This is a genomic window from Brevundimonas sp. UBA2503, assembly GCF_002341485.1.
GTDB lineage: Bacteria > Pseudomonadota > Alphaproteobacteria > Caulobacterales > Caulobacteraceae > Brevundimonas > Brevundimonas halotolerans.
Map to the genome: position 1 here is coordinate 1 of NZ_DDOD01000024.1, position 24,754 is coordinate 24,754.

Below are 24,754 nucleotides of genomic sequence, written 5' to 3' on the forward strand. Positions count from 1 at the left end.
GACGGGCATTCTTGTGTACGTTAATCCGGGGAACTCTTCGGTTGAGGTTGGTGCTTCGCAACCCCAGCTTCTCAGCCCACCCCCGGGTGAACAACCTTCATAGCTTCGACACCTAGTCGGCCCGCATCCCCCGTCGGGCCAGGATCATGGCGCCGACGACGCAGGGGGCGAACAGCAGACCCTCCAGAGCCCCGGTCACGCTCTGGGCGATCGGTCCAAAGCCGGTCTCGCCGAACCAGCTGCCAATCATGCCCAGTTGTAACTGCGACTCCGGAAAGGTTCGGGCCAGCAGGTCCAGACTGCCGCCCATCAGCCGGCCGCCGAACAGGGGAATGGCCATGCCGGCCAGCGCCGCCGCGATCCCTGCCGTGATCATGCAGCGTCGCAGGGGCAGGGGGTCGCGACCACGTGCCCCCAGCCACAGGCCCAGACCGATTGCTCCGCCCAGAATAAAGCCCTCAAGCCCGCCGGTGATGTCACCCGGGGATCGTCCGACCAGCAGGTTGAAGGCGTCCAGCCCCAGCAGCTTGACCGCGCCGCCAACCGTCATGCCGCCCAGCGCCCCGCCAAAGATGATCCACGAGCCGGGCTGTCGCCGCCCCAGACCGGTGGCCGCCATGCCGATGCCGACCGCTGCCCCGCCCATCAGAGCCACCAGGGTGGTCAGCCAGACCAGCACCAGCAGGATCGATCCCGACCCCATGCCGGGCGCCAGAGGGTGTGAGACCGCAATCAGCCCATAGATCAGTCCGCCGATCACTCCGGCCAGACCCCCGCCCAGTACGCCGGCACCGCCCAGCAGCAGGGTCCGCTTCAGGTCATAGGGGCCGTCCGGCGTGACCGGCGCTGAGACGACAACCGGCGATTCGGGTTCAACGCTGTCCGCCTCGACCGGCGCCACAGCGGCGATAAAGCGATAGCCGTGCTTGGGCACCGTTTCGATGAAGCGGGGCCGCCCTGCGGTGTCGCCCAGCTGTTTTCTGAGTGTGCGGATGCACTGGGTCAGGGCCTCATCGGTGACCGGGATGCCGCGCCAGACCTCGTCGAGAAACTGGTCCTTGGACACCAGCTGGCCCGGTCGCCGCACCATCAGGATCAGGGCATCGAGATAGCGGCCGTTGACCTCGACGGCTTCTCCGTCCCGCGTCAGACGCCGGTTCGCGGGATCCAGGGTGAAGGCACCGAAGCGAAGGCCGTCTGGCGTCAATTTCAGAAATTCCTCAGCCATCGCTCATGCCGCTCAGGCGCGGCGGCCTCACAGTGCGAGGGTCCACCAAGGTGGGCGCAAAGGCAATGCGAGGAATGACATCATGGTCGATCTGATCCTGCCGGGGCAGGGCGCCGGTCTGGTCCGTCTGCTGGGGCAACGTCGCGGGCGTGCGACCCGGCTGCGCCTCAGCGGCGGCCGGGACGTACTGGCCTTCAACTGCGCCTGGGGCATGGACTATGCCGCCGAGTGGGAACATCTGACCCTCAACCTGTCGCCCCGGGTGCCGGCCGCGCCCGTGTCCGCCCTGTCCTCGGCCGAGGTGATCACGGCCGAGGACCCGGACACGGGGGCTCTTCTGTATCGCGGCCTCAGCTGATGAGGGCGGCGATACCGGTCAGGGTTTCGCGCAGACCGGCCCGACGTTTGGCGGCCTGATCGCTACCCGACGGGTCGATTTCGCCTGCCAGCGCCAGCAGATCACGGGCCAGGGACGGATCCTTGCCATTGCCTTCTACGAGCGGCTCGGCGCGATCCAGAGCCGCCGACACCCGTCCGGCCAGTCCGGCATCCAGACCGCCGTCGCGGGCGAACTGGTCCAGATAGGCGCGACCCACGACCGGGTGGGCGGGCCAGGTCACGGGGTACTGCTGTTGCGGGTTCACCGTGCCGCCTTCGTCCGCCATGGCCGCCGCGGTGATCTCGTTTTCGGTCAGAGTCTCGCTGGGGGTCAGGGTGAAGACATCGAGGCCGCGGCCGATTTCTGAGCCATAGATCCGGCCGTTGTACCAGTAGACCGACCAGTAGCCGCCCGATCCCTGACGCTCGGCATTCACCGGACCGCGGTCGAAATAGGCGATCTCGAACGCCTCCGACGAATTGGTGAAGTCACTGATCGACAGACCACCCTGGTACCAGGCCTGAACGAACAGGTCGCGTCCGGGCACCGGGATCAGCGAGCCGTTGTGGGCGACGCAGTTCTCCAGCTCGGTCTGGGCGGCCGGCAGCTTGTAATAGCCCTGGAACACCAGCTCGCCGTCGACGATGTCATAGATGGCATTGGCGCCCCAGGTCATGGGGTCCTGAACGCGGCAGCGCGGACGTCCGCCCCCGCCCCATTCGTCGGTGAACAGCACCTTGGTGGCGTCGTTGTTGAAGGTGGCCGAGTGCCAGTAGGCAAAGCCTTCATCGACCACGGCATCGATCCGTTTCGGCGCGCGCGGATCGGAGACGTCGAACAGGATACCGTTCCCGGCACAGGCTCCGGCGGCAATGTTGCGCGTCGGGAAGATGGTGATGTCGTGGCAGTGGTCGGTCTGGCGCGTGGTCTGGGTGCCCTGACCATGGTCGCCGCCGCGCCACAGGCCGGCGATCTCGCCCGTTTCCTCATCCGTAAAGACAGCGGGGCTGTCGATGATGCGAGACTGCGACGGATCGGCCAGCGGGATTTCGATGACATCGACCCGGAACAGGGCGGTGCGCTCATCGCCCGGCGTGCCGACGACGCAGCCGGCCAGCTCACGCTCGTCGCGGACGCTGGCGGTTCCCGAGTTGTAGACGATCAGACGACGCTCATCGACCGCCACGACGGTGTGGGTATGCGAGCCACGGCAGGTCTGGACCTGACCCACCTGAACCGGGCGCACCGGATCGGTGATGTCGAAGATCCGCAGACCGCGGAAGCGATCCGGGCTGGCGCCCGGCCCGACGCCCTCGCGACCGCAGTCGACACGGCCGTTGGTCGACTCGACCGACATCAGCATCAGATTGCCATAGATCGACACATCGCCCTGTCCGCCGGGGCAGACGATCGAGCTGATCAGCTGCGGCTCTGGCGCGTCGGTCAGGCGATACAGATTGATCCCGTGGTAGTTGCCGACCGCCAGCAGATCGCCCTGGAAGGCCATGTCGGTGTTCGAGAAGCTGAGGAAGGGCGAGCGACGGCCGGTCTCATCGCCGACCCGCGGCGGCAGGCCCGCGGGGTTCGTGGGATCGAAAAAGCCGGTCGGTTTGGGCAGGCTGGCAATCAGCTGCATATTGCTGGACGCCTGCTCGGCATCCCGGAACCCGGCCCGCAGGTTCGTACGGGGATCGGGCGAGGCTGCGCGGATCAGGCCCGTCATCCGGGCAATCTCGGTCTGCTGCTCATTGGCAATGTCGTTGACGAAGCGGAACAGGATGGGGTCGTAGGCCGAGCCCGAGCGCGACAGCAGCGACGACACCATGGTCAGGGCACCTTCGTGGTGCGGGATCATCAGCTCGAGGAACAGGCGGTCGAACTCGGGGCCGCTGGCTGCGGCCAGCCGGGCCATCTGCTCGGGTGAGGCCATGCCCGGCATGTCCGCATGGCTGCCGTGGGCGGAGTGGTCCATGCCGCCGTGCGCCGAATGGTCCATGGCGCCCGTCGGCTGCGGCGTCGGGGCCATCTCGCCCCGCTCGGTCAGCCAGCCGCTCATGAAGGCGATCTCGTCTGCCTGGGAGGCCAGGATACGAGACGCAAGATCAAGGATGGCCGGGGTGTTGGTGCGGTCGGCCGCCAGAACCGACATCTCAACGGCCTGGCCGTGGTGCAGGATCATGCCCTGCATGAAGGCAACGTCGTCGGCGGAATAGCGGTTGTCGGCGATCCGGGCAGCCTCGCGGCCTTCCAGCGTGCGGCTGTCCTGTCCGGGCGCGCCCGGCTGGATCAGGGGCGCATCCTGGGCAAAGGCGCTGCTGGCGAACAGGAGGGCACCGAGAGCTGCGGAGCCCCCGAGCAGCTTGCGGATCGACGGACCGGATTTCTTCAACGACTGTACTCCCCAATATGGTGGTGCCGTATGGCTAGCACGGGCGTTTCCGGGGCCAAAGCCCGGGCGGGGGTGCAGCAAATGAAAAGGGCGCGACCTGCGCCGCGCCCTCTGCATGGATTTCCGATGACAGACGCTGTCGCGCCCGATCAGCCCCGCTGTTCGATCGGGGTGTAATCGCGGGCCGTGGGGCCCGTGTACAGCTGGCGCGGACGGCCGATCTTCTGCGAGGGATCTTCCATCATTTCCTGCCACTGGGCGATCCAGCCGACCGTGCGGGCCAGCGAGAACAGCACGGTGAACATGGTGGTCGGGAAGCCCATGGCCGATAGGGTGATGCCCGAATAGAAGTCGACGTTCGGGAACAGCTTGCGCTCGATGAAATACTCGTCGTTCAGCGCGACCTTCTCCAGCTCCATGGCCACCTGCAGCAGGGGGTCGTTCGGATCGCCGACCGCCTTCAGCACCTCATGGGCGCTTTCCTGCATGACCTTGGCGCGCGGGTCATAGTTTTTGTACACGCGGTGGCCAAAGCCCATCAGCTTGTACTTCTTGTCCTTCACGCCCTGGATGAACTCCGGAATCTTGTCCGGAGTGCCGATCTCTTTCAGCATGTTCAGCGCCTCTTCGTTGGCGCCGCCGTGCGACGGGCCCCACAGGCAGGCGATGCCGGCGGCGATACAGGCGAACGGGTTGGCGCCCGACGAGCCCGCCAGGCGCACCGTCGAGGTCGAGGCGTTCTGCTCGTGGTCGGCATGCAGGATGAAGATGCGGTCCATGGCCTTGGCCAGCACCGGATTGACCTCATAGTCCTCGGCCGGAACGGCGAAGCACATCCGCAGGAAGTTCTCGGAGTAGTTCAGGTCGTTGCGCGGCGACACGAAGGGCTGGCCGACGTGGTATTTGTAGGCGCGCGCCGCGATGGTCGGCATCTTGGCGATCAGCCGGATGGCCGAGATGTTGCGCTGAACCGGATCATGGATGTCCAGGCTGTCGTGATAGAAGGCCGACAGGGCTCCGACCGTGCCGACCATGATGGCCATCGGGTGGGCGTCGCGGCGGAAGCCTTCGAAGAAGCGGTCGAACTGCGAATGCAGCATGGTGTGCATGGTGACGCTGTTTTCGAAGGCCGCATATTGCTCGGCCGTCGGCAGCTCGCCACGCAGCAGCAGGTGACAGACCTCCACAAAGTTCGACTGGGAGGCCAGCTGGTCGATCGGATAGCCGCGGTGCAACAGGACGCCCTTGTCGCCGTCGATGAAGGTGAGGGCGCTTTCGCAGGACGCCGTCGACGTAAAGCCCGGATCGTAGGTGAAGGCGTCGGTGGCGCCGTACAGTTTGCGGATGTCGATGACGTCGGGGCCGGTCGAACCGGACAGAACCGGCAGGTCGACGCTCTTGTCGCCATAGGTGAGGGTGGCGGTGCCGGTCGGGGAGGTCGTGTTGGTCATCTGCGTCCCTGTGTGCATGCCGACCGGGTGCCCCCCGACCGGGGCGAACCGCTTAGGAGTCGCGATCCGCAAATGAGTTATGGCCGTTCACTTAGTATGTTGCAGCGCATCATCCAAGCGACCGAGGGCGTCTTCCCGCGATAAAGAGGCCAGTGTCTTTGCGATATCGGGAGAGGCAGCCCCCCCCGTCAAGGCCGCACGGACCGCTGGCCCGATCTTGCCAAAGCCGACACCTTCGCTCTCGGCAAAGGTTTTCAGCGTCGAATCAAGCGCCTCGACCGTCCACTCAGCCTGATCGCGGAGGGTGGGGATCAGCCGCGCGAGACGTTCGGTCGCTTCCGGTGTCAGCTGACCGGCCGCCTTTTCGGAAATGGTGATCGGGCGGGGGGCGAGGGCGAATGCCGCCTGTTCGCGCAATTCGATCAGGGTCGTGGCCCGGTCCTGGATATGCGGAACGACGCGGGCGAGGGCGGCCTTCTCGGCCTCGGACTGCGCCACCAGATCGACCAGACGGGCGACATCCGCCTGCCGGATCCAGTGGGCATTGACGTGGGCCAGCTTGGCAAAGTCCAGCCTGGCCGGGGCCTTGTTGATCCCGGAAAGGTCAAACCATTCAATCGCCTGGGCGTCGTTGAACAGTTCGTCGTCACCGTGGGCCCAGCCGAGGCGGGCCAGATAGTTGCGCATGGCCTCGGGCAGGTAGCCCATATCGGCATATTCGTGCACCGCCTGGGCGCCGTGGCGCTTGGACAGCTTGGCGCCGTCGGGGCCGTGGATCAGGGGGATGTGAGCAAAGACCGGGCGGGTCCAGCCCAGGGCGTCATAGATCAGGGCCTGACGCGCGCCATTGTTCAGATGGTCGTCGCCGCGAATGATGTGGGTGACCCCCATGTCGTGGTCATCGGCCACAACTGCCAGATTATAGGTCGGATTTCCGTCCGACCGCAGCAGCACCAGATCATCCAGATCCTCGGCGCGCCAGTTGACGGGCCCCTGAACGGCGTCGTCGAGGGTCACGCGCGTGTCCAACGGACGCCGGAACCGGACCACATGCGGCTGGTTCAGGTCGCCCTCGGCCGGGTCGCGATCGCGCCAGGGCGAGACAAAGGTGCGCTTTTCGGCCCGCGCCTCATCGCGCAGACGACCGGTCTCTTCGGTAGAGGTCCAGTCGCGATAGGCATGGCCTTTCTCTACCAGAGTATCGACAACCTCGCGGTGACGGTCGGCGCGCGCGTGCTGGAAGACGGGCGGGGCGTCGGCGGTCAGGCCCAGCCAGTCCAGCCCGTCGAAAATCGCCTTCACGGCGGCCTCGGTCGACCGCTCGCGGTCGGTGTCCTCGACCCGGATCAGGAAGCGCCCGCCATGCCGCCGGGCAAAAAGCCAGTTGAAAAGCGCCGTTCTTGCCCCCCCAATGTGCAGGTATCCCGTGGGAGAGGGAGCGAAGCGCGTGACAACAGGGCCCGCTGGGGCCCGGGGGGTCAATGATGCGGGGGAGTCAGTCACAGGGTGAGGGTCTGGCCACGGTTCAGGAAGAGGCCGCCCTTATAGCCCCTGAAACGCTTGTGCCCAGCCTGGCAAAGCGATTTGCCGGGCGGGTGGTCGAGGGTGCGCGCGACGCCCTTCTGGCCCAGACCGACCGCTGGCGGCTGTGGGCCCCTGTGGCCTTCGGCGGTGGCTGCGGTCTCTATTTCGTTCTGAAGGCCGAGCCGCCGCTGTGGCCGCTGTTGCTGGCGGCGGTGGTCAGCGCGGCGGTCTGGTGGAGCGTGCGCCGCCATGGCCCCGGGCGCGGCCTGAGCGTCCCCTTGATGTTTCTGACGTTCTTTTTCGCCGGTTTGACGGTTACCAAACTGCGCTCGGACAATGTCGCGGCGCCCATTGCCCCCGCGACCTCGGATCCGGTCGTGGTGGAAGGCTGGGTGCTGGACGTCGACAGCCCAGGGGCGCGGGGCGCCCGCATCATCATGGCCCCCGTCCGGGTGCAGGGACTGGCCCCCGAGGAAACCCCGATGCGGTTGCGCGTGACGGTGCGGGGCGAGGCCCCCCGGCCGGGTGACGCCGTCAGCGTCTTTGCCATTCTGAACCCGCCGCCGGGGCCCGCCGCGCCCGGGGCCTATGACTTTGGCCGGACGGCCTGGTTCCAGAGCATGGGCGGCGTGGGGTTCGAGCTGGGCCAGACCCGCTGGATCGATCTGCCCCCGCCGCCGGACCCGCTGCGCCGCGCCATGGCCGTCAACCAGTTCCGCTTTGGACTGGCCGAGCGGCTGGTCGAGCGCCTCGGCCCCCGGGTGGGCGGGGTCGCGGCGGCCATGACGACCGGCCATGAAAGCTGGATCGCGCAGGAGACCTACGACACCATGCGGGACTCCGGCCTGATCCACATCCTGTCGATCTCGGGCCTGCACATGGCCATCGTCGGCGGCTTTGTCTTCTTCGCCGTGCGCTTCGGTATCGCGGCCTGGCCGTGGCTGGTGCTGCGCGTGCCGGGCAAGAAGGTCGCCGCCTGGGCCGGCTGGATCGCCGTCGTCGCCTATCTGATCATCTCGGGTGCACCGCCGCCGGCCGAGCGGGCGGCGATCACGGCCTCGGTCGCCTTTCTGGCCATCATCCTTGATCGGCCCGCCATCAGCATGAATGCGCTGGCGGTGGCGGCCTTTGCCGTCCTGCTGCTGCAGCCCGAGGCCATTGTCACGCCGGGCTTTCAGATGTCGTTTGCCGCGACCGCAGCCCTTGTGGCCCTGGCCGAGTCTTGGCCGCGCCGCCCGCGCGAGATCAAGGTGCCCCTGCCGATCCTGCTCGTGCAGCGGGCCGGCACATGGGTCGGACTTGCGATTCTGGCCAGCTTCGTCGCCGGCATGGCCACCGGCCCCTTCGCCATGCAGCATTTCAACCGGACGGCGGTCTATGGCCTGCTGGCCAATATGATCAGCTCGCCCATCGCCGACTTCATCATGATGCCGATGCTGGCGCTGGGGGTCTTACTTCAGCCGTTCGGCCTTGGCGGGCCGTTCCTGACGGTCGCGGGCTGGGGGATTGAGGCGATCATGGCCGTCGGGGCCTGGATCTCGACCCTGCCGGGGGCGGTGATCCATACCGCCAGTGCGCCGGTCATCGCCCTGCCGGTCGCCTTCATCGGCATTCTGGTGCTGTGCCTGTGGCGCGGGCGTCTGCGGTGGCTGGGCCTGCCGCTGGCCTGCGCGGTGATGATCTGGCCCCGGCATCCGACGCCGGACCTGTGGATCGCCGACGCGGGCACGAATGGCGCCATTGTGACGGAGGACGAGGCCCTGGTGGTCCGCAAGGTCGGGGCGTTCTCGCGCGATGTCTGGTCGGGGCGGCGGGGGCTGACGCTGGTCGAGCGCCCGGCCAAGGGCTGGACCTGCGGACGGGTCCATTGCGCGCCCGACACGCCGGGCCCGCTGGCGCTCTGGTGGGGGCGCAGCATCCCCGATGAGGCGCAGTTGGCGGCCCTATGTCAGTCGGCCGAGGTGGTCAGTGTCCGGGTTGAGCTGACAAGCCTGCCCGAAGCCTGCGCCGACCGTCTGGTGCTGGATGGTCGCGACTACGCCACGGGCGGCAGTGTCGAGCTGTGGCGTACAGCAGGGGGCTGGCGCGCCCTGTGGTCAACGACCGAGCGCGGCGCGCGTCCGTGGAACCGGCTGGGCGACCCCGATTATCAGGAATAATCCGCTATCAGGAGTAGCGGCGGATCAGCCCGACCAGACGGCCCTGCACCTTGACCTGATCGGGGCCGAAGATGCGCGTCTCATAGGCGCGGTTGGCAGGCTCCAGCGCGATGGAGGCGCCGCGCTTGCGCAGGCGCTTCAGCGTGGCCTCCTCTTCCTCGACCAGGGCCACGACGATCTCGCCGCTGTTGGCGGTGGTGACCTGACGGATGATGGCAAAGTCGCCGTCCAGAATGCCCGCCTCGATCATGGAATCGCCCTCGATCTCGAGCAGATAGTGTTCGCCCGCGCCCAGCAGGGCCTCGGGCACCGACATACGGTCGCGCTCGTGCTGGATGGCGGAAATGGGCGTGCCCGCCGCGATCTTGCCCAGCAGGGGCAGTTCCCGGGTGCCGCCGCTGTCGTGATTGGCATTGGCCGCAGCACGACCGCCGCCCTCGATGACGTCTGGCACGAAGGGCCCGCGCGTGCGCGCCGGGGTGACCGCCGCCTGATCCGGCAGCTTCAGCACTTCCAGCGCCCGGGCGCGGTGCGCCAGACGGCGGATGAAGCCGCGTTCCTCCAGCGCCGTGATCAGCCGGTGAATGCCCGATTTGGACGCCAGATCCAGCGCCGCCTTCATCTCGTCAAAGGAGGGCGAAACCCCGGTCTCGCGGATGCGCTCATGAATGAACATGAGCAGTTCGTGCTGTTTGCGCGTGAGCATGGAGACCTCTGACCCGAATCTGTTCCGCCTGTGGACAATAGCGGAACACACCGCGAACGTCCATCCAGTGTTCGTGAGGTGTTCTGGTTAAGGAGGGGTTAGCGGGACGCCTGGCCCATCAACGCCCGCGTCGCCGCCTCCACATCCGCCTGCCGCATCAAACTCTCCCCGACCAGCAGGGCGTCGGCGCCGGCTGCCACGACAGTGGCCACGTCCTGCGGGGTGAACAGGCCACTCTCGGCGACCAGGGTGGCGCCTTCAGGGGCCAGGGGCGCCAGTCGGGCGAAGGTGGCGATGTCGACCTCGAAGGTGCGGAGCGACCGGTTGTTCACGCCGACGAAGTCCGCGCCCAAGGCCACGGCGCGCGCCATTTCGGCTTCGTCATGGGTCTCGACCAGGGCGTCCATGCCAAAGCGCCGGGCCTCGGCCAGCAGGTCGGCGGCGAGGGTGTCATCGATCATGTCCATGATGATCAGGATGCAGTCGGCGCCCAGCGCCCGGCTCTCGGCGACCTGCCACGGGTCGACGAGGAAGTCCTTCCGCAGACAGGGCAGGCGGACGGCCTTGCGGGCCGCGACCAGAAAGGTGTCGTCGCCCTGAAAGCTCGGCCCGTCGGTCAGCACCGACAGACAGTCCGCGCCGCCGCGTTCATAGGCGCGCGCCAGTGCGGGCGGGTCGAAGTTTGCGCGGATCAGGCCCTTTGACGGGCTGGCCTTCTTGATCTCGGCGATCAGGCCGGGGCGGCCGGTGGCCTGGCGGGCCAGCAGCGCCGCCTTGAAGCCGCGCACCAGAGGGGCCTCAGCCGCGCGGGCCTCCACATCGGCCTGCGACAGGGTCGCCTTGCGCGCCGCGACGTCCTCGCGCTTGTAGGCGGCGATGCGGTCCAGCACGTCGCTCATGCCCGGGGCTCGGCTTCAAGGGACTCGGGCCGCATGTGGCTGATCGCGGACAGGCGGGTCAGGGCCGTACGGGCCGCGCCGTCATCGATGGCCCGGGCGGCCAGCGCCACGCCCTCGGTCAGAGACTCGGCCCGGTCCGCGACCACCAGGGCCGCCGCCGCATTCAGCAGCACAATGTCGCGATAGGCGCCGGGTGCGCCGTCCAGCAGGTCGGACAGGGCCTTGGCATTGGCCTCGGCATCGCCGCCCACCAGCGCCTCGGGATCGGCGCGGGGAAGGCCTGCCTCTTCGGGCGTGACGGTAAAGCGGCGGACGGAGCCGTTGTGCCATTCGGCCACCTCGGTGGGGCCGGTGGTGGTCAGTTCGTCCAGCCCCTCGCCGTGGACGGTCCAGGCGCGCTCGGCCCCCAGACGCCCCAGCACCTCCGCCAAGGGTTCCAGCAGGGCGGGGTCATAGACGCCCATGACCTGACGCCTTGCCCCCGCCGGATTCGACAGCGGCCCCAGCAGGTTGAAGACAGTCCTGAACCCGATTTCTGAGCGGATCGGGCCGACGTGGCGCATGGCCCCGTGATAGGCGGGCGCGAACAGGAAGCAGATCCCCGCCTGATCCAGGGCGCGCAGCTGGATCTCGGCCGGGGCCATCAGATCGACACCCAGCGCGGCCAGCACATCGGATGAGCCGGACTTTGAGCTCAGCGCCCGGTTGCCATGCTTGGCGACCTTCAGCCCCGCACCCGCCAGCACGAGGGCCGCAGCCGTCGAGACGTTCCAGGTGTGGCGGCCGTCCCCGCCCGTGCCGCAGGTGTCGATCACCGGATAGGGCACGGGGAAGGGCGTGGCGGCCTCGCGCATGGCGGTGGCAAAGGCGGCGATCTCCTCGACGGTCTCGCCGCGCATCCGCAGGGCGGTGACGGCGGCGGCGACCTGGGCGGGGGTGGGCTCACCCCGAAGGCAGGCAGCGAAGAAGGCGCGGGCGTCCGGCCCGGCCAGCGGGCGGCCCTCGATCAGCTGGGACAGCAGTCCCTTGAAGCCGTCGGACATCTCAGGCCGCCTGTGTGCGGCGGACACCCGCCAGATCGAGGAAGTTGGCCAGCATGGCGTGGCCGTGCTCGGTGGCGATCGACTCGGGGTGGAACTGGACGCCGTGGATCGGTCGGCTGACGTGGCTGAGGCCCATGATCTCGCCGTCCTCGGTCCAGGCCGTGACGGTCAGGACGTCGGGCAGGGTCTCGCGCCGCACGGCCAGCGAATGATAGCGGGTGGCGGTGAACGGCGAAGGCAAACCGGCGAACAGGGTCTGGCCCTCATGATGGATGGGCGAGGTCTTGCCGTGCATCAGCGCCTTGGCCCGGATCACCTCGCCGCCGAAGATCTGGCCGATGGCCTGATGGCCCAGACAGACGCCGAGGATCGGCAGGGTCGCGGGCGCCTGTTCGATCAGCGACAGACAGATGCCAGCCTCATTGGGCGAGCACGGGCCCGGCGAAAGCAGCACCGCCTCCGCCCCGGCGGACAGGGCCTGATCGACGGTCAGCTCGTCGTTGCGGACGACGCGCGTCTCCACGCCCAGCTCGGCCAGATAGTGGACGAGGTTCCAGGTGAAGCTGTCGTAGTTGTCGATGACGAGGATCATGAGCGGCTTCTAGAGGGCTGTCGCGCCCGCGCCAAGCGGCGGAGCGTAAACCGCGCGTTAACCCAATCAGACTGGTCTGGGGCCTGAGAGGGAGGCCCGACCATGGACATCACACCCAAGCTTGCCGAAGCTCGCCGTCTACTGGACGGGGACGCCCCGAAACCGGCGGCGCGACAGGCGATCGGGGCGCTGGCGGCCATGGGCCTTTTGGCGGCGGCGGCGATGCTGATGGCCGGCGCCGTGGTGCTGGGCCCAGGCGTCCAGTTCGAGGACCCTGCGCCCGCAACCTCAGTCGTTTCCTGAGACGAATCGCCACGCATCCTCTGCCGCGCGCATTGGGGCCCGGGCCTTGGCCAGGGTCTCCGCATATTCGGCGGCCGCATCGCTGTCGGCGACGACCCCGGCACCGGCCTGAACGTGGATCTGGCCGGGCGTAAACAGGGCGGTGCGCAAGACGATACAGATGTCGGCCTGACCGTCCGCCGAGATATAGCCGACGCCGCCGCCATAGCCGATGCCGCGTTTTTCGGTCTCGAGCTCGTCGATGATCTCCATGGCCCGCACCTTGGGCGCGCCTGACAGGGTGCCGGCGGGCAGGGCGGCCAGCAGGGTGTCGACGGCGTCCAGCTTCGGATCGGCCCGGCCGGTCACGTTCGAGACGATGTGCATGACCTGGCTGTAGCGTTCGACGACGAAGCTCTCGGTCACCGTCACACTGCCCGGGCGGCTGACGCGGCCGACGTCATTGCGGCCCAGATCCAGCAGCATCAGATGCTCGGCCCGTTCCTTGGGATCGGCCAGCAGTTCGGCCTCCAGTCGCTGGTCCTCGGCCTCGGTCGCGCCCCGCGCGCGGGTGCCCGCCAGCGGCCGGATGGTGACGCCGCCGTCCTTCAGCCGCACCAGAATCTCGGGGCTGGAGCCCGCCATCTGGAAGCCGCCGAAGTTCAGATAGAACAGATAGGGCGAGGGGTTCTGGCGCCGCAGCGAGCGGTAGAAGGCGAATGGATCGCGCGTCCACTCCGCCGACAGACGGTGGCTGAGCACCACCTGGAAGATATCACCCGCCTCTATATAGCGCTTGGCCCGGTCGACCATGGCGGCATAGGCGGGGGCGTCGACGCGGGTGTCGAACACGGGGGTCGGCAGAGGCGCAGCGCGCGGGCGCGACAGACCCTGATCCAGCCGAGCCTCGAAATCATCCAGCCGGGCGATGGCGCCGGACAAGGCCTGATCGGCTGACGTCACTCCATCCGGATAGGCGGCGGCAACCAGAACGATCTCGTGGCTGACGGAGTCGAAGATGGCGACCAGCGAGGGGCGGGCCAGCACGGCATCCGGCAGGTTCAGCGGGTCGGGATTGGCCTCACCCAGCGGCTCCAGCAGGCGGACCATGTCATAGCCGAACGCCCCGAACAGGCCGGCGGCCATGGGCGGCAGGTCCTCCGGCAGGTCAAAGCGGCTGGCCGCCATCAGACGCCGCAGCGACGTCAGGGCATCATCCGCCTCATCGACAAACCGGTCGGTCGCGACGTCAGGGCCACGCGCCAGCGCTGCCTTGCCGTCCCGACAGCGCCAGACGACGTCGGGATCGAGGGTCAGGATCGAATAGCGGCCCTTGACGGCGCCCCCCTCGACCGACTCGAGCAGGAAGGCATAGGGGCGCCCCTTGCCGACCTTCAGATAGGCCGAGACCGGGGTCTCCAGATCGTCGATCCGACGACGGACGACGACCTGGGGAGTACCCGCGTTCCAGGCCCGGGCGAAGGCCTCCGGATCGACCGGCGAACGCTCGTCGATCATTGAGCCCCGGCAGCGGCTCCCGCCGGGGCGGCGGGGGCCTCTTCAGGCAGACCGAGAGCCTGGCGGGCGGCACCGACGTCATAGCTGGCCTTGGAGTTCGCCTGGGTCCAGCGGATGGCGCTGTCGCCCAGACCGGAGACCAGGTCCTGGGTGATCCGCGGGCGTATCCGTTCCGCGATCGGCGCGACCGTGGCGGCGTCGGAGGCGCGGATGTCATCGACGACGCCGACGGCAAACGCGGTCTGGCTGGCCGGCTGGACAAATACCTGCCCCTTGGCCTGACCGAACAGGCCCTGCAGCACACCCGGACCGATGGCTTGCTGGGTTTCCTGGTCCTGAAGCGTGTTCTCACGCGTGATCAGGGTAGCGCCGACCGAGCGGGCGACTTCGGCGATATCTTCACCGGCGCGGACGCGCGCGGCCAGTTCCTCGGCCTTGGCGCTGAGCAGGCGGCTGTTTTCACGGGCCGTCCATTCGCGCACGAGGATCTCGCGGACATCGTCCAGGGCCGGCATGGCCGCAGGGCGGATGGAGTCGAGGCGCAGCACGAAATACTGGCCCTGACCCGCGTCGATGACATCGCTGACACCGCCTTCGGGCAGACGCCATGCGGTCTGGAAGATCTGGGGCGGCGCATTGATCTGGCTGCCGTCCGCGCGGAAGCCCTGTTCCGTGAAGGCGGGCAGGGTGATGATGCGGGCGCCGACCTCTTCGACGGCCTGTTCCAGCGACATGCCGCTGTTGCGGGCCGCCTCGTAACGCTCAACGCGCTCGAATTCAGCGCCCGTGGCCGCCTCGGCCTGAAGCTCCTGAACGATGGCCTCGCGCACGCCTTCCAGCGTCGCGGCCTCGCCGGGCTGGATGGCGGTCACCTGAACGACGGCAAAGCCGACGCGGGTCTGGACCGGATCAGACACACCCGGCCCAGCCAGACCGAACACGGCGGCTCCCACGGCGGGATCGGGCACGGCGCTCTGCGGGGTTTCGGAATAGGGGGTGGGCTCGACGCCGGGGTTCTCGCCCGCCTTCAGGGCCGTCGAAATCCGCTGGGCAGCCTCGTTGCTCGCGGCCGGATAGACGGCAAAGGTCCGACGTTCGGGAATGGACAGGGAGTCCTTGCGGAACTCGAACCGCTCCACGATGGCCTCTTCGCTGATCTCGGGTGCCTGTCCGGGCGGATTGTCGAACAGCACGATCGAGGCGACCCGGGTTTCGGGACGGCGCAGCTGGGCCTCGTTCTCGTTCATGAAGGTGGTCAGCTGGGCGTCGGTCGGGGCGGGCGCGGTGCCGGCCATTTCCTGGGTGACGGCGAACCAGCGGCCATCGCGGCGTTCCAGCGCGCCATTGGCGATCACGGCGCCATAGATCCGGGGCACCCGGGCGGCCGCATACAGCGACGCACCGAAGTGATTCTGGGCGTACTGGTCGGTCAGATCCTGCTCGAGGTCGGCAGGGGTCATGTTCTCGCCCTGCAGGACGGTGCGGTAGGCCTCTTCGTCAAATTGGCCGGTGATCTGGTTGAAGAAGGCGGGGATTTGGCGAATTTGCTTGAGGACCAGTTCCTTGCCCGGGCGAATTCCCACGCGGCGCGCCCAGTTCTGGAAGGCCAGTTCCTGCGTCTTGCCTTCAAGATATCGAATGTGGATGTTCTGGCCGACCAGATCCTCGGTCGTGACCGGGGCGCCGGTCTGTTCCTGATAGTTGGCGCGCACCTGGTCGAAATCCGCGAGGAATTCCTGCTGAGTGACGCTGCGGTCGCCAGCCTTGACCACATCGCGCGGCCCAAGGGAGGCGAAGATGTCCGCTTCGTTGCCGACGATCAAAAAGCTGACGGCGATCAGCCCGATAATGGCAATCGCCCAGGGCGATTTGGCGAAGTTGCGGAAGTTGCTGATCATGACAAACCTTGAGCAGTGCGCAGGTGCCCACGCGGGGCCTTATCGGCGTATAGGGGCAGCACCCCCCTTGCGGCAAGACACAGGCTTGGCGCATCCGCGATCTGCTTTTAAACCGTGTCCATGGAAACGCTTGTGAAACTGATTGTCGGCAACTGGAAGATGAACGGCCTGACCCCGGCGCTGGATGAAGCCGGTGCCCTGCGTCAGGCTCTGGAGGCCGATCCCGTCAATGCCCGCGTGGGTCTGTGCCCGCCCGCGACCCTGATCGTCCAGATGGCGTGGAAGCTGGGGGCGGGTCCGATCGAGCTGGGCGGGCAGGACTGTCACGACAAGGATTCCGGCGCCTTCACCGGCTCTGTTTCGGCCCCGATGCTGGCGGACGCGGGCGCGCGGCTGGTGATTCTGGGGCATTCCGAACGTCGCGAGGGGTTTGGCGAAACCGATGCCGATGTCGTCGCCAAGGTTGAAGCGGCCCTGCGGGCGGGGCTGGAGCCGATCATCTGCGTTGGCGAGTCGCTGGAGACACGCGAGGCCGGCCAGGCCGTTGCCTTTGTCACAGCCCAGGTCCGGGCCTCCCTGCCCGATGCGCTGAAGGACCGGCCCTTCGCCCTGGCCTATGAGCCCATCTGGGCCATCGGTACCGGCCTGACACCCACGCTGGACCAGATCGCCGAGGTCCATGCCGCCATCCGTGACGCCCTTGTCGAGCGGTTGGGCGAGGGCGGTCGTCGGGCCCCCATTCTGTACGGCGGGTCGATGAAGCCGGACAATGCGGCTGAAATCCTGGCGGTCCCCGAGGTCGGCGGCGGACTTGTCGGCGGTGCGTCGCTCAAGGCCGACGATTTCATCCGCATCATCCGGGCGGCCTGATCCGCGCCCCGAACGCGTTTGCGCCCTTACGACAAGAATGATAGAGCCCGCCGCTTGATCGGCGCAGCCCCGTGCCACACATATAAGCAGCCATGCTCCAGACCATTCTCCTCGTCGCCATCATCCTCGTTTCGCTCGCCATGACGGCGTTGGTGCTGCTGCAGCGCTCCGAAGGGGGCGCGCTCGGCATGGGCGGTGGTCCGTCGGGCTTCATGACGGCGCGCGGTGCGGGTAATCTGCTGACCAAGTCGACCTGGATTCTGGCGATCCTGTTTTTCATTCTGGCGCTCAGCCTGACGGTGGCGGGCAATATGTCTCGCGGGTCCAGTTCCGGGATCGATGCCGATGCCGTCGGCGCCCTGGTCCAGCCGACTGCGCCTGCGACCGAAGGAACCGAGCCAGGCGTTGCGCCGCCTCCGACCACGGCCCCCGAGGCGGCTCCCGCGCCGACGCTCGACGATCTCGACTCGCTCGCCGGGTCGGAGCCCGCCCAGTAGGTTTTCGATCCCGCAGCCCCTCGGCTCGGTCAACTTTCCTGCGGATTTCAACAGGCGTTTGTCCCTTGATGAGGATCGCCCCTGTGCGCGCCGCGAATCGACGCTAAGGTGATCTCCCATGGCCCGTTATGTGTTCATCACTGGCGGCGTGGTTTCCTCATTGGGAAAAGGCCTCGCCTCCGCCGCCCTTGGTGCGCTGTTGCAGGCGCGTGGCTACAGCGTGCGGCTGCGCAAGCTTGACCCCTATCTGAACGTCGATCCGGGCACGATGAGCCCCTATCAGCACGGCGAGGTGTTCGTCACCGATGACGGCGCCGAGACCGACCTCGACCTTGGCCACTATGAACGGTTCACCGGGGTGTCGGCGGCCAAGTCGGACAACATCACCACCGGCCGCATCTATTCGACGATCATCGAGAAGGAACGCCGCGGCGACTATCTGGGCGCGACGGTGCAGGTGATCCCGCACGTCACCGACCAGATCAAGCAGTTCTGCCTGACGCCGGCCCTGACCGATGAGGGCGAGGAGGTTGACTTCGTGCTGGTCGAGATCGGCGGCACGGTCGGCGATATCGAGGGTCTGCCCTTCTTCGAGGCGATCCGCCAGCTGGGTCAGGACCTGCCGCGCGGCCAGTCGTGCTTTGTACACCTGACGCTGCTGCCCTTCATCAAGACCGCCGGCGAGATGAAGACCAAGCCGACGCAGCACTCGGTCAAGGAGCTGCGCTCGATCGGCATCCAGCCCGACATCCTGCTGTGCCGCAGCGAATATCCGATCCCCGCCGACGAGAAGCGCAAGATCGGCCAGTTCTGCAACGTCCGCCCGTCGGGTGTCATCCAGGCGATGGATTCGGCCGACATCTATGCCGTGCCGCTGGACTATCACCACGAGGGTCTGGATGCCGAGGTGCTTGCCCACTTCGGACTGGACGATGCTCCGGCGCCGGACCTGTCGGGCTGGGAGGAGATCGTCCGCCGTCGCCTGCACCCGGACGGCGAGGTCACCGTGGCCATCGTCGGCAAGTACACGGTGCTGAAGGACGCCTACAAGTCGCTGATCGAGGCCTTGCACCACGGCGGGGTGGCGAACAACGTCAAGGTCAACATTGACTGGGTCGAGTCCCAGACCTTTGAGGGCGACCGCGAGGCGTGCGATGCCCGCCTGCAGGGCGCGCATGCCATTCTGGTGCCGGGCGGCTTCGGCGCGCGCGGGGCCGAGGGCAAGATCCAGGCGGCGCGCTTCGCCCGCGAGCGCAACATCCCCTATTTCGGCATCTGCTTCGGCATGCAGATGGCGGTGATCGAGGCGGCGCGGAATCTGGCCGGTTATCCCGAGGCGTCCTCGACCGAGTTCGGCCCGGCCGAAGAGCCGGTCGTCGGCCTGATGACCGAGTGGACCGTGGGCAACCAGCGGGTTCTGCGTCAGGCCGATGGCGATCTGGGCGGCACCATGCGGCTGGGCGCCTATGATTCGACGCTCAAGGCCGGGTCCCGCATCGCGGAGATCTATGGCACGACCGACATCAGCGAGCGGCACCGCCACCGCTATGAGGTCAACATCAACTATCGCGAGGCGATCGAGGCAAAGGCGGGGCTGATCTTTGCCGGCCTGTCGCCGGACGGGGTCCTGCCCGAAACGGTCGAGCGCACCGACCACCCGTGGTTCATCGGCGTCCAGTACCACCCGGAGCTGAAGAGCCGCCCGTTCGCCCCCCACCCCCTGTTCGCCAGCTTCATCGAGGCGGCGCTGGTGCAGAGCCGGCTGGTCTGACCGGCCGGGGGTTGGTGCGGATGAGAGGACTCGAACCTCCACGCCTTTCAGCGCTGGAACCTAAATCCAGTGCGTCTACCAGTTCCGCCACATCCGCGCTTAGGTGTGGCGGGGCTTCTAGGGGCAAACGGGGCAGACGGCAAGGCCGCTGAAACCGAAACAAAAGGCGACCTTCGGAAGCCTTCGGCAAGGTTGCCGTCACAAAAGTCCCCACAATCCGTTCACGGGGCGTTCCAGCCGGACATGAAAAACCCCGGCGCGCTGGCGGGCGCGACCGGGGCTGATCGAGGCCACAAACTTAGCGGGTCAGGGCAGGGCAAACCCTACACCGAACGCCCTTCGGCGGCAAGAATTCTGCTGCGTTCCATCGTGAGCGACGACGGCCATTTTCAGGGGCTGGAGGTGGCCCGTGTCTGAGCCCTTTTTCCTCGCCACCCTCGAAAAGAACAGCCGCGAAGACTGCCGGATCGCTCTGGACGAATACAAGGGTCGCACCCTCATTGACGTGCGGGTCTGGGCAGACTTTGCAGCCGGGCCGGTGGCCACCCGGTGCGCGACAAAGAAGGGCGTGGCGCTGGACGTGTCCCGCCTCCCTGACCTCATAGCCGCTTTGGAGGCCGCTAGAGACGAGGCAGAGCGCCGGGGGCTCCTGAATGCCCCGTAAGCACTCCAGCAAGGGCAGGAGCAAGAGCGGGGGCCGTTTCGTGGCCCTCCCTCACTTCCTGATGGAAACCCCCGCATGGCGCTCCCTGCCTGCCTATGAGCGCGCCGCCTTGATCGAGGTCGCGATGATCTATGACGGATCGAATAACGGCTATCTCGACATGGGTGTCAGACGCCTTGCCGGGCGCATCAACGTGTCTCCGAACAAGGCCAGCGGATGCCTTCGCGAGCTGGTCAACCGGGGCTTTCTGGAGGTGACGCAGGCCAGTGCGTTTAGCCGGAAGGATCGCACGGCAACGTCATTCCGGCTCACGCATCATCGGTGCGACCGGACGCATCAAGCCGGTTCCAGGGCCTATCAGAACTGGTCCCCGGAAGCCCCCGAAAAGAAAACAACAGTCGCACGTGGTGAGTTCACAGTCGCACGTGGAGGGACTGTTGCCCCCTTACAGTCGCAGGAGGTGATACTGTGAAGGCCAAATCTGCCCCTTTTGAGCATCCCCACAGTCGCACCACGTGCGACACATATAGATATACACCATGGGAGGGTGTGGGAGACGGACTGTCATCTAGCCCTCTAATCCTCTCTCTAGACCCTCGCGGCCCTCGCGCGCCCGGTCGATGCCTTCGCCTGACCGAGACGCACCGGCTCATTGATGGCGAGCCTGATGCGCTCTGGGATTGGGAAGCGGAGGCCGGTCAATGCTCGTAACCATTGATGACCTGACGATCCTCGATGAGCCCCGCGAAGTCGGTCCGAACAGCATCCTCGCCAACTTCACGCTGAGACTGGCGGGGGCAACGCTCTACGGCTGTGTGCTGGCCGATACGCCGAAGGGACGGCGGGTCTGGACACCGCAATGCAAGCAACGCCTCGGGGCACCGCAACAGGTCATCCGACTATCGGCGGCGGTCCATGACGAAGCGACCAAGAAGGTGAGCCGCAAGCTGGAAAGGGCGGGCCGATGACCACGGACGACGAAGACCTGACCCGTGCTGCCGCCTATGTGGAGATGGCCATGCGGCCCTATCTAATGAGCGGCGGTCCGGTGCCCGACCTGGCCCTTGCCATGATCGCCGGTGCCGTTGGCCTGCTGGTCCCGTCATGGGGAGCCGAGCGCGTTCTGGCAGCGACCGACAAGCTGGTCGAACACGCAGCGAGTGAGATGGGGAGCCGTCATTGAAGCAGGGGCGGGTCACGCTCTGGAGTGCGTCGGGCGGACACCGGCGTTGGCGAGCAAGGTGCGCGCTATTCCAGTTTCCTCGCGCGCGCGAGAGATTGCGGTTAACGATAACATTCGTCGCCAACGCCGGTTGAACGGACGCCGCCTATCGCGATCACATGGCCCCTCCCTGACCGCTTGCCCGTCACCGCGAATAGGACTATATTCCTCACGTTGTGACAGGTTCCGCGCTGATGGCGCGCACCGGCTCCAGCCTTCCAGACGGCGACCTGATGGGTCCGCGCGCTGGGCAAACCCCTAGGATCAATCCTGCGGTTCGCTCTCGCGCGTCTGACGCCAAGCACCGCACTGTGAAGGAAATACCCATGTCGATTATCGACGAACGCACCGCCATCGCGGTCAAGAAACACGCTGGCATCAAGCTGCGCGCCATCGGCATCCCTGATGCCAATTCCTTTGAACCTCACACCCTGTCGTGGTCCGACCTGAACAAGCGTCAGCGCGCCGTCGCTGACCTTTCACGCGGCCTCATCGACAGCATGGAAGACAACGGCGACGACGCCAGCGTCCGCAGCCTGTCGGATGCTCACGAGGGCCTGATGAGCCTCTATGACGCCATCGCCGCCGAAAAGGATCATCGGACCGCCTCTGGCAACCGTGAGCCCCGCGCACAGTCCGCTGCTGCCGAGCGTCGTCCCATTCCCGGCGATGCGGTGGCCGGTTACGATCCGACCGGCGGCTGGTTCTCGCAACGCGAGGCTGACACCGATCGCAGCGAAGTGGCGATTGCCCTTCGCCCGGAAGAACGCTTTTCGGATTGGGCCGCGCGCCATGACCCGGAAAGCCGCGCCGAGGTTTCCCCCGGTGCCCTGCTTCGCGCCTTCGCCTTCGGTGCCAAGACAGACACCGAGCGCCGCGCCCTGAATGAGGGGACGGATTCGGCGGGCGGCTATACCGTGCCGACCGTCCTTTCCGCTGCCCTGATCGACCGCCTGCGTCGTCAGTCGGTTCTGGTCCGGGCCGGTGCGCGCACCGTTCCCCTGACTTCGGATCAAAACGTCATCGCCAAGCTGACCGCTGACCCGACGCCCGCATGGCGCGCCGAGGCCGGAGCGGTTGCTACGTCCGATCCGACCTTCGGAGCCGTCGCCCTGGCCCCCAAAAGCCTCGCGGTTCTGGTCAAGTTTTCGCGGGAGCTGCTGCAAGACTCGCTCAATATTGAGGCCGCTCTGGTCAACGCCATTACGCAGGCGATGGCCCTTGAGGTTGACCGCGCGGGCCTGTTTGGCACCGGTGCGGACAACCAACCGCAGGGACTGGTCAACATCAGCGGCATCAACACCTTTGATGTCGGCGGTGCCCTGTCTGCCTACACTGGCGGCGTGTATGCCCCTCTCGTTCGCGCCCGGACGCAGCTCCTGACCGCGAACGCTGGCGAGCCTACGGCCTTCATCATGCACCCGCGCGAGGATGGGACGCTGGTCGGTGCCCTGAACGCAGACGGGGATCCCCGGATGGCTCCGGCGAAGATTGCGGCCATCCCGCAACTCGTCACCACGGCGGTTCCGATCAACCTTGGCACCGGCACCAACGAGGGAAGCATCATCGCGGGCAACTTCGCGCACTTCATCATCGGGATGCGCGAGACCCTGCGTCTGGAGATGCTGCGGGAGCTTTACGCCGCGACCGGCGAGCTGGCGATGATCGCTCACATGCGGGTGGACTTCGCGGCAGAGCATCCGCTGGCGTTCTCTCACGCCACGGGCATCGAACCGGAAGCCTAAACGGACGGACGGGAGGGGGTAACGCGCTCCCTCCCGCCTCCAAACCGGACACCGGGGCCGAACCAAACTTCGCCCATCCACGATTGGAAACATGACCCATGCCAAACATCGCAATGTGGGCCGCATCGACGTTTGTTCTGCCCGCCGTTCAGGCCGTCGCCTCCGCTGGCCCTCTGGCCGTGAACGCATGGAACGCGGTGAATTTCGCGGTCATTCAAGCCGGGGTGGAGGCCGTGGCCTCTGCGGTTTTCTCGCCCAAGGTCAACGCCGGGGGCTCCCCGACCGCGTTCCGCATCGACACCGACGCCGCAATCCCGTTCGCGTTCGGGCGAACCGCATCAACCGCCACATTGGAGACGCGCCATGACCGCTTGCAACGTTTGGCTTCAGGAGACGGCTGGGCACATTCTCTCGGACGCGGCCTATTACGACAGTTCGGGCCGGATCGTTCAAATCGGCAGCAAGGTGGTGATCGCTCACCATTTGGGGATAGCCTACATGCCGTCAGGATGCGGCGGGCATACGCGTCTCCATAAGCACCTATTGGCGGCTGGCCCGACAGGCCAGCAAGACGGCATCCTCTGCCTTCCGGGCATTGCCGCTGCGATGAAAGCTGAGAACCTTGAGGGCGGAGTGACCGGCGACGACGCCGACGTGATCTTGTGCGCGGTCACATGGCATCAAGCCCTAGATCAGCCCGTCGCCTTCGGCGTTTCGACGGGTGGCAGGCAAGACCTGGGCGCGCCGGGGCAGCTTCATGACCTCATGGGTTACACATCGCCGCTCGTTGACCTTCCGCACCCCGTTGGAAGTGGATTGCTGGACCCGGCCCTTCATGGCGTGTCGGTGCTGGAGGCTCAACGGCGCGCATTGGAAGCCGTCGATGGCCGCGCGCTTGGCTGGGTCGGGGGCTATGGGGAGGTTACGACCGTGACGCGCGAGGGGATTACGCAGGCGCGCTTGATCGAGTGGAATGATACGGTCGGCGAGTTTCCGAAACACGACTCGCCGGGGAGAGCAAAATGACGGACCAAGAATTTCTGGACATGAAGCCTCGTCCGGCCATCGACTATTGGCTTGCCGCCAGCACCCCGAAGGAGCGCGAGCGACTGCATCACCTCTACCTCGTGAAGCGGAAGGTCAACCTAAGCGACATGGTCCTTCGCGACCCCACCCATCGGACCACGTCTGAGACCGTGAGTGAGACGCCGAAGCCCGATCTGGTCGCATGGGGCAAAGGAGCCCTTGGCCTTGGTCTCGCGATCTCGATTTGCACGTTTCTTTTCATGGACCCAAGCGTCGCAACGCCGGGCGGCTACGGGATCCCCGACCGTGTCGCCAACTTTGACATGATGGAACGCCGCGCCCTGATCATTGGGTTCGGGAACATGCTCGCGATTGTGGGGTCTGTGCTTATGGCTGCGGGCCTAGTCGTTCGGGCTATCGATCGGCTCCAGAACCCGCCCAAGCCCTAGCCGGCCGGAACCCTGAGTTACTGGCCGATGGCCTGCCAAAGGATCAGGGCGGCGGAGAGGGCCAGCATCATGGCATAGGCGGCAATCAGCCACCCCTCGCCAGCCGGGCGCTTACTCATCGCCACCCTCATTACGCATGAACGTCGGGGCAGGCCCGGCCCCCATGCGCGGGTTTGCCGAGCCGCGCCAAATGTTCGGGTTGCGGGTCCAGTCGATTGCCGTGGTCCGCACCGCGTCCGCAGCATTCACAAGTGACCGATATTCGTCCGTCACCGGGGATAGGCGCGCCATCAGGCCGATGAGGATTCGGTGCGCCTCGCCAAGCCGCTCAAGGTCGGTCGCGGAGGGTTTCTTGTGCCGAGGGGTTCGCATCTCGCCAATGAGAACGAAAACGGAACCAAGGGCAAGGGTTATGCGTCGGGCTCTTCCAAACTCGCCAGTC

General features: G+C 66.7%; 23 protein-coding genes and 1 tRNA gene. 13 read left to right on the plus strand and 11 right to left on the minus strand.

Features of this window, described 5'->3' with window-relative positions:
• Window positions 1–112 precede the first annotated feature (112 nt).
• A complete protein-coding gene (locus B4K74_RS11335) occupies window positions 113–1,228 on the minus strand; it encodes a winged helix-turn-helix domain-containing protein (protein ID WP_286693023.1) in 1,116 nt (371 codons plus the stop codon).
• Window positions 1,229–1,310: 82 nt separating this feature from the next.
• Here B4K74_RS11335 and B4K74_RS11340 point away from each other — a divergent pair, with 82 nt between their 5' ends.
• Entirely contained in the window at window positions 1,311–1,586 is a 276-nt protein-coding gene (locus tag B4K74_RS11340; protein ID WP_286693024.1) for a hypothetical protein, read from the plus strand.
• Here the strand turns inward: B4K74_RS11340 and B4K74_RS11345 are convergent.
• From B4K74_RS11345 to gltX, 3 genes are all read right to left on the minus strand, one after another.
• Window positions 1,579–3,996: a DUF305 domain-containing protein gene (locus tag B4K74_RS11345; RefSeq protein WP_286693025.1), complete on the minus strand. Its 2,418-nt coding sequence runs from the start codon at window positions 3,994–3,996 to the stop codon at window positions 1,579–1,581. The two genes, B4K74_RS11340 and B4K74_RS11345, sit on opposite strands and share 8 nt — an antisense overlap.
• A 149-nt stretch (window positions 3,997–4,145) precedes the next feature.
• Complete coding sequence (gene gltA, locus B4K74_RS11350; RefSeq protein ID WP_286693026.1) at window positions 4,146–5,447, minus strand: citrate synthase; 1,302 nt, start codon at window positions 5,445–5,447, stop codon at window positions 4,146–4,148.
• An 87-nt stretch (window positions 5,448–5,534) separates the two neighbouring features.
• A complete protein-coding gene (gene gltX, locus B4K74_RS11355; protein WP_286693027.1) occupies window positions 5,535–6,929 on the minus strand; it encodes a glutamate--tRNA ligase in 1,395 nt (464 codons plus the stop codon).
• Here gltX and B4K74_RS11360 point away from each other — a divergent pair.
• Window positions 6,929–9,130 (plus strand): ComEC/Rec2 family competence protein, encoded by a 2,202-nt coding sequence (locus B4K74_RS11360; protein ID WP_286693028.1) that lies wholly within the window; start codon window positions 6,929–6,931, stop codon window positions 9,128–9,130. The genes gltX and B4K74_RS11360 overlap by 1 nt on opposite strands.
• A 7-nt stretch (window positions 9,131–9,137) precedes the next feature.
• On the opposite strand, the gene lexA is transcribed toward B4K74_RS11360, so the two are convergent.
• The 4 genes from lexA to B4K74_RS11380 form a co-directional block, all read right to left on the minus strand.
• A complete protein-coding gene (gene lexA / locus B4K74_RS11365) occupies window positions 9,138–9,836 on the minus strand; it encodes a transcriptional repressor LexA (RefSeq protein WP_123286715.1) in 699 nt (232 codons plus the stop codon).
• A gap of 98 nt (window positions 9,837–9,934) precedes the next feature.
• Window positions 9,935–10,735: an indole-3-glycerol phosphate synthase TrpC gene (trpC, locus tag B4K74_RS11370; RefSeq protein WP_286693029.1), complete on the minus strand. Its 801-nt coding sequence runs from the start codon at window positions 10,733–10,735 to the stop codon at window positions 9,935–9,937.
• Complete coding sequence (gene trpD / locus B4K74_RS11375) at window positions 10,732–11,778, minus strand: anthranilate phosphoribosyltransferase (protein WP_286693030.1); 1,047 nt, start codon at window positions 11,776–11,778, stop codon at window positions 10,732–10,734. The genes trpC and trpD overlap by 4 nt, the downstream gene beginning before the upstream one ends.
• A 1-nt stretch (window position 11,779) precedes the next feature.
• Complete coding sequence (locus B4K74_RS11380; RefSeq protein ID WP_286693031.1) at window positions 11,780–12,370, minus strand: anthranilate synthase component II; 591 nt, start codon at window positions 12,368–12,370, stop codon at window positions 11,780–11,782.
• A gap of 102 nt (window positions 12,371–12,472) precedes the next feature.
• Here B4K74_RS11380 and B4K74_RS11385 point away from each other — a divergent pair, with 102 nt between their 5' ends.
• Window positions 12,473–12,673, plus strand: a complete 201-nt coding sequence (locus B4K74_RS11385; protein WP_123286711.1) for a peptidoglycan-binding protein — start codon at window positions 12,473–12,475, stop codon at window positions 12,671–12,673.
• Here the strand turns inward: B4K74_RS11385 and trpE are convergent.
• Together trpE and B4K74_RS11395 are read right to left on the minus strand one after the other, a co-directional pair.
• Window positions 12,659–14,170, minus strand: a complete 1,512-nt coding sequence (trpE, locus tag B4K74_RS11390) for an anthranilate synthase component I (protein WP_286693032.1) — start codon at window positions 14,168–14,170, stop codon at window positions 12,659–12,661. The genes B4K74_RS11385 and trpE overlap by 15 nt on opposite strands.
• On the minus strand, window positions 14,167–16,068 hold the full coding sequence (locus B4K74_RS11395; protein WP_286693033.1) for a peptidylprolyl isomerase: 1,902 nt from the start codon (window positions 16,066–16,068) through the stop codon (window positions 14,167–14,169). Before B4K74_RS11395 ends, trpE begins: the two co-directional genes overlap by 4 nt.
• Window positions 16,069–16,188: 120 nt before the next feature.
• Here B4K74_RS11395 and tpiA point away from each other — a divergent pair, with 120 nt between their 5' ends.
• The 3 genes from tpiA (at window position 16,189) to B4K74_RS11410 (ending at window position 19,206) form a co-directional block, all read left to right on the plus strand.
• The gene (tpiA, locus tag B4K74_RS11400; RefSeq protein WP_286693034.1) at window positions 16,189–16,938 is read left to right on the plus strand and encodes a triose-phosphate isomerase; all 750 of its coding nucleotides are present in this window, start codon (window positions 16,189–16,191) and stop codon (window positions 16,936–16,938) included.
• A 92-nt stretch (window positions 16,939–17,030) separates the two neighbouring features.
• Window positions 17,031–17,435 (plus strand): preprotein translocase subunit SecG, encoded by a 405-nt coding sequence (gene secG, locus B4K74_RS11405; protein ID WP_286693035.1) that lies wholly within the window; start codon window positions 17,031–17,033, stop codon window positions 17,433–17,435.
• Between the two features lie 118 nt (window positions 17,436–17,553).
• A complete protein-coding gene (locus B4K74_RS11410; protein ID WP_286693036.1) occupies window positions 17,554–19,206 on the plus strand; it encodes a CTP synthase in 1,653 nt (550 codons plus the stop codon).
• A 12-nt stretch (window positions 19,207–19,218) separates the two neighbouring features.
• Here the strand turns inward: B4K74_RS11410 and B4K74_RS11415 are convergent.
• Window positions 19,219–19,303 (minus strand) — tRNA-Leu (locus B4K74_RS11415).
• Window positions 19,304–19,615: 312 nt separating this feature from the next.
• On the opposite strand from B4K74_RS11415, the gene B4K74_RS11420 reads away from it, so the two are divergent.
• The 7 genes from B4K74_RS11420 to B4K74_RS11450 all read left to right on the plus strand — a co-directional run bounded on the left by B4K74_RS11420 (window position 19,616) and on the right by B4K74_RS11450 (window position 24,312).
• Window positions 19,616–19,870, plus strand: a complete 255-nt coding sequence (locus B4K74_RS11420) for a PC4/YdbC family ssDNA-binding protein (protein ID WP_286693037.1) — start codon at window positions 19,616–19,618, stop codon at window positions 19,868–19,870.
• A gap of 40 nt (window positions 19,871–19,910) precedes the next feature.
• Window positions 19,911–20,342: a hypothetical protein gene (locus B4K74_RS11425; RefSeq protein WP_286693038.1), complete on the plus strand. Its 432-nt coding sequence runs from the start codon at window positions 19,911–19,913 to the stop codon at window positions 20,340–20,342.
• Window positions 20,343–20,571: 229 nt separating this feature from the next.
• Entirely contained in the window at window positions 20,572–20,838 is a 267-nt protein-coding gene (locus tag B4K74_RS11430) for a hypothetical protein (protein ID WP_286693039.1), read from the plus strand.
• A complete protein-coding gene (locus tag B4K74_RS11435; RefSeq protein ID WP_286693040.1) occupies window positions 20,835–21,053 on the plus strand; it encodes a hypothetical protein in 219 nt (72 codons plus the stop codon). The genes B4K74_RS11430 and B4K74_RS11435 overlap by 4 nt, the downstream gene beginning before the upstream one ends.
• A 365-nt stretch (window positions 21,054–21,418) precedes the next feature.
• Entirely contained in the window at window positions 21,419–22,837 is a 1,419-nt protein-coding gene (locus tag B4K74_RS11440; protein WP_286693041.1) for a phage major capsid protein, read from the plus strand.
• Between the two features lie 363 nt (window positions 22,838–23,200).
• Window positions 23,201–23,863: a hypothetical protein gene (locus tag B4K74_RS11445; protein WP_286693042.1), complete on the plus strand. Its 663-nt coding sequence runs from the start codon at window positions 23,201–23,203 to the stop codon at window positions 23,861–23,863.
• On the plus strand, window positions 23,860–24,312 hold the full coding sequence (locus B4K74_RS11450; RefSeq protein ID WP_286693043.1) for a hypothetical protein: 453 nt from the start codon (window positions 23,860–23,862) through the stop codon (window positions 24,310–24,312). The genes B4K74_RS11445 and B4K74_RS11450 overlap by 4 nt, the downstream gene beginning before the upstream one ends.
• The last annotated feature ends 442 nt before the right edge of the window (window positions 24,313–24,754 follow it).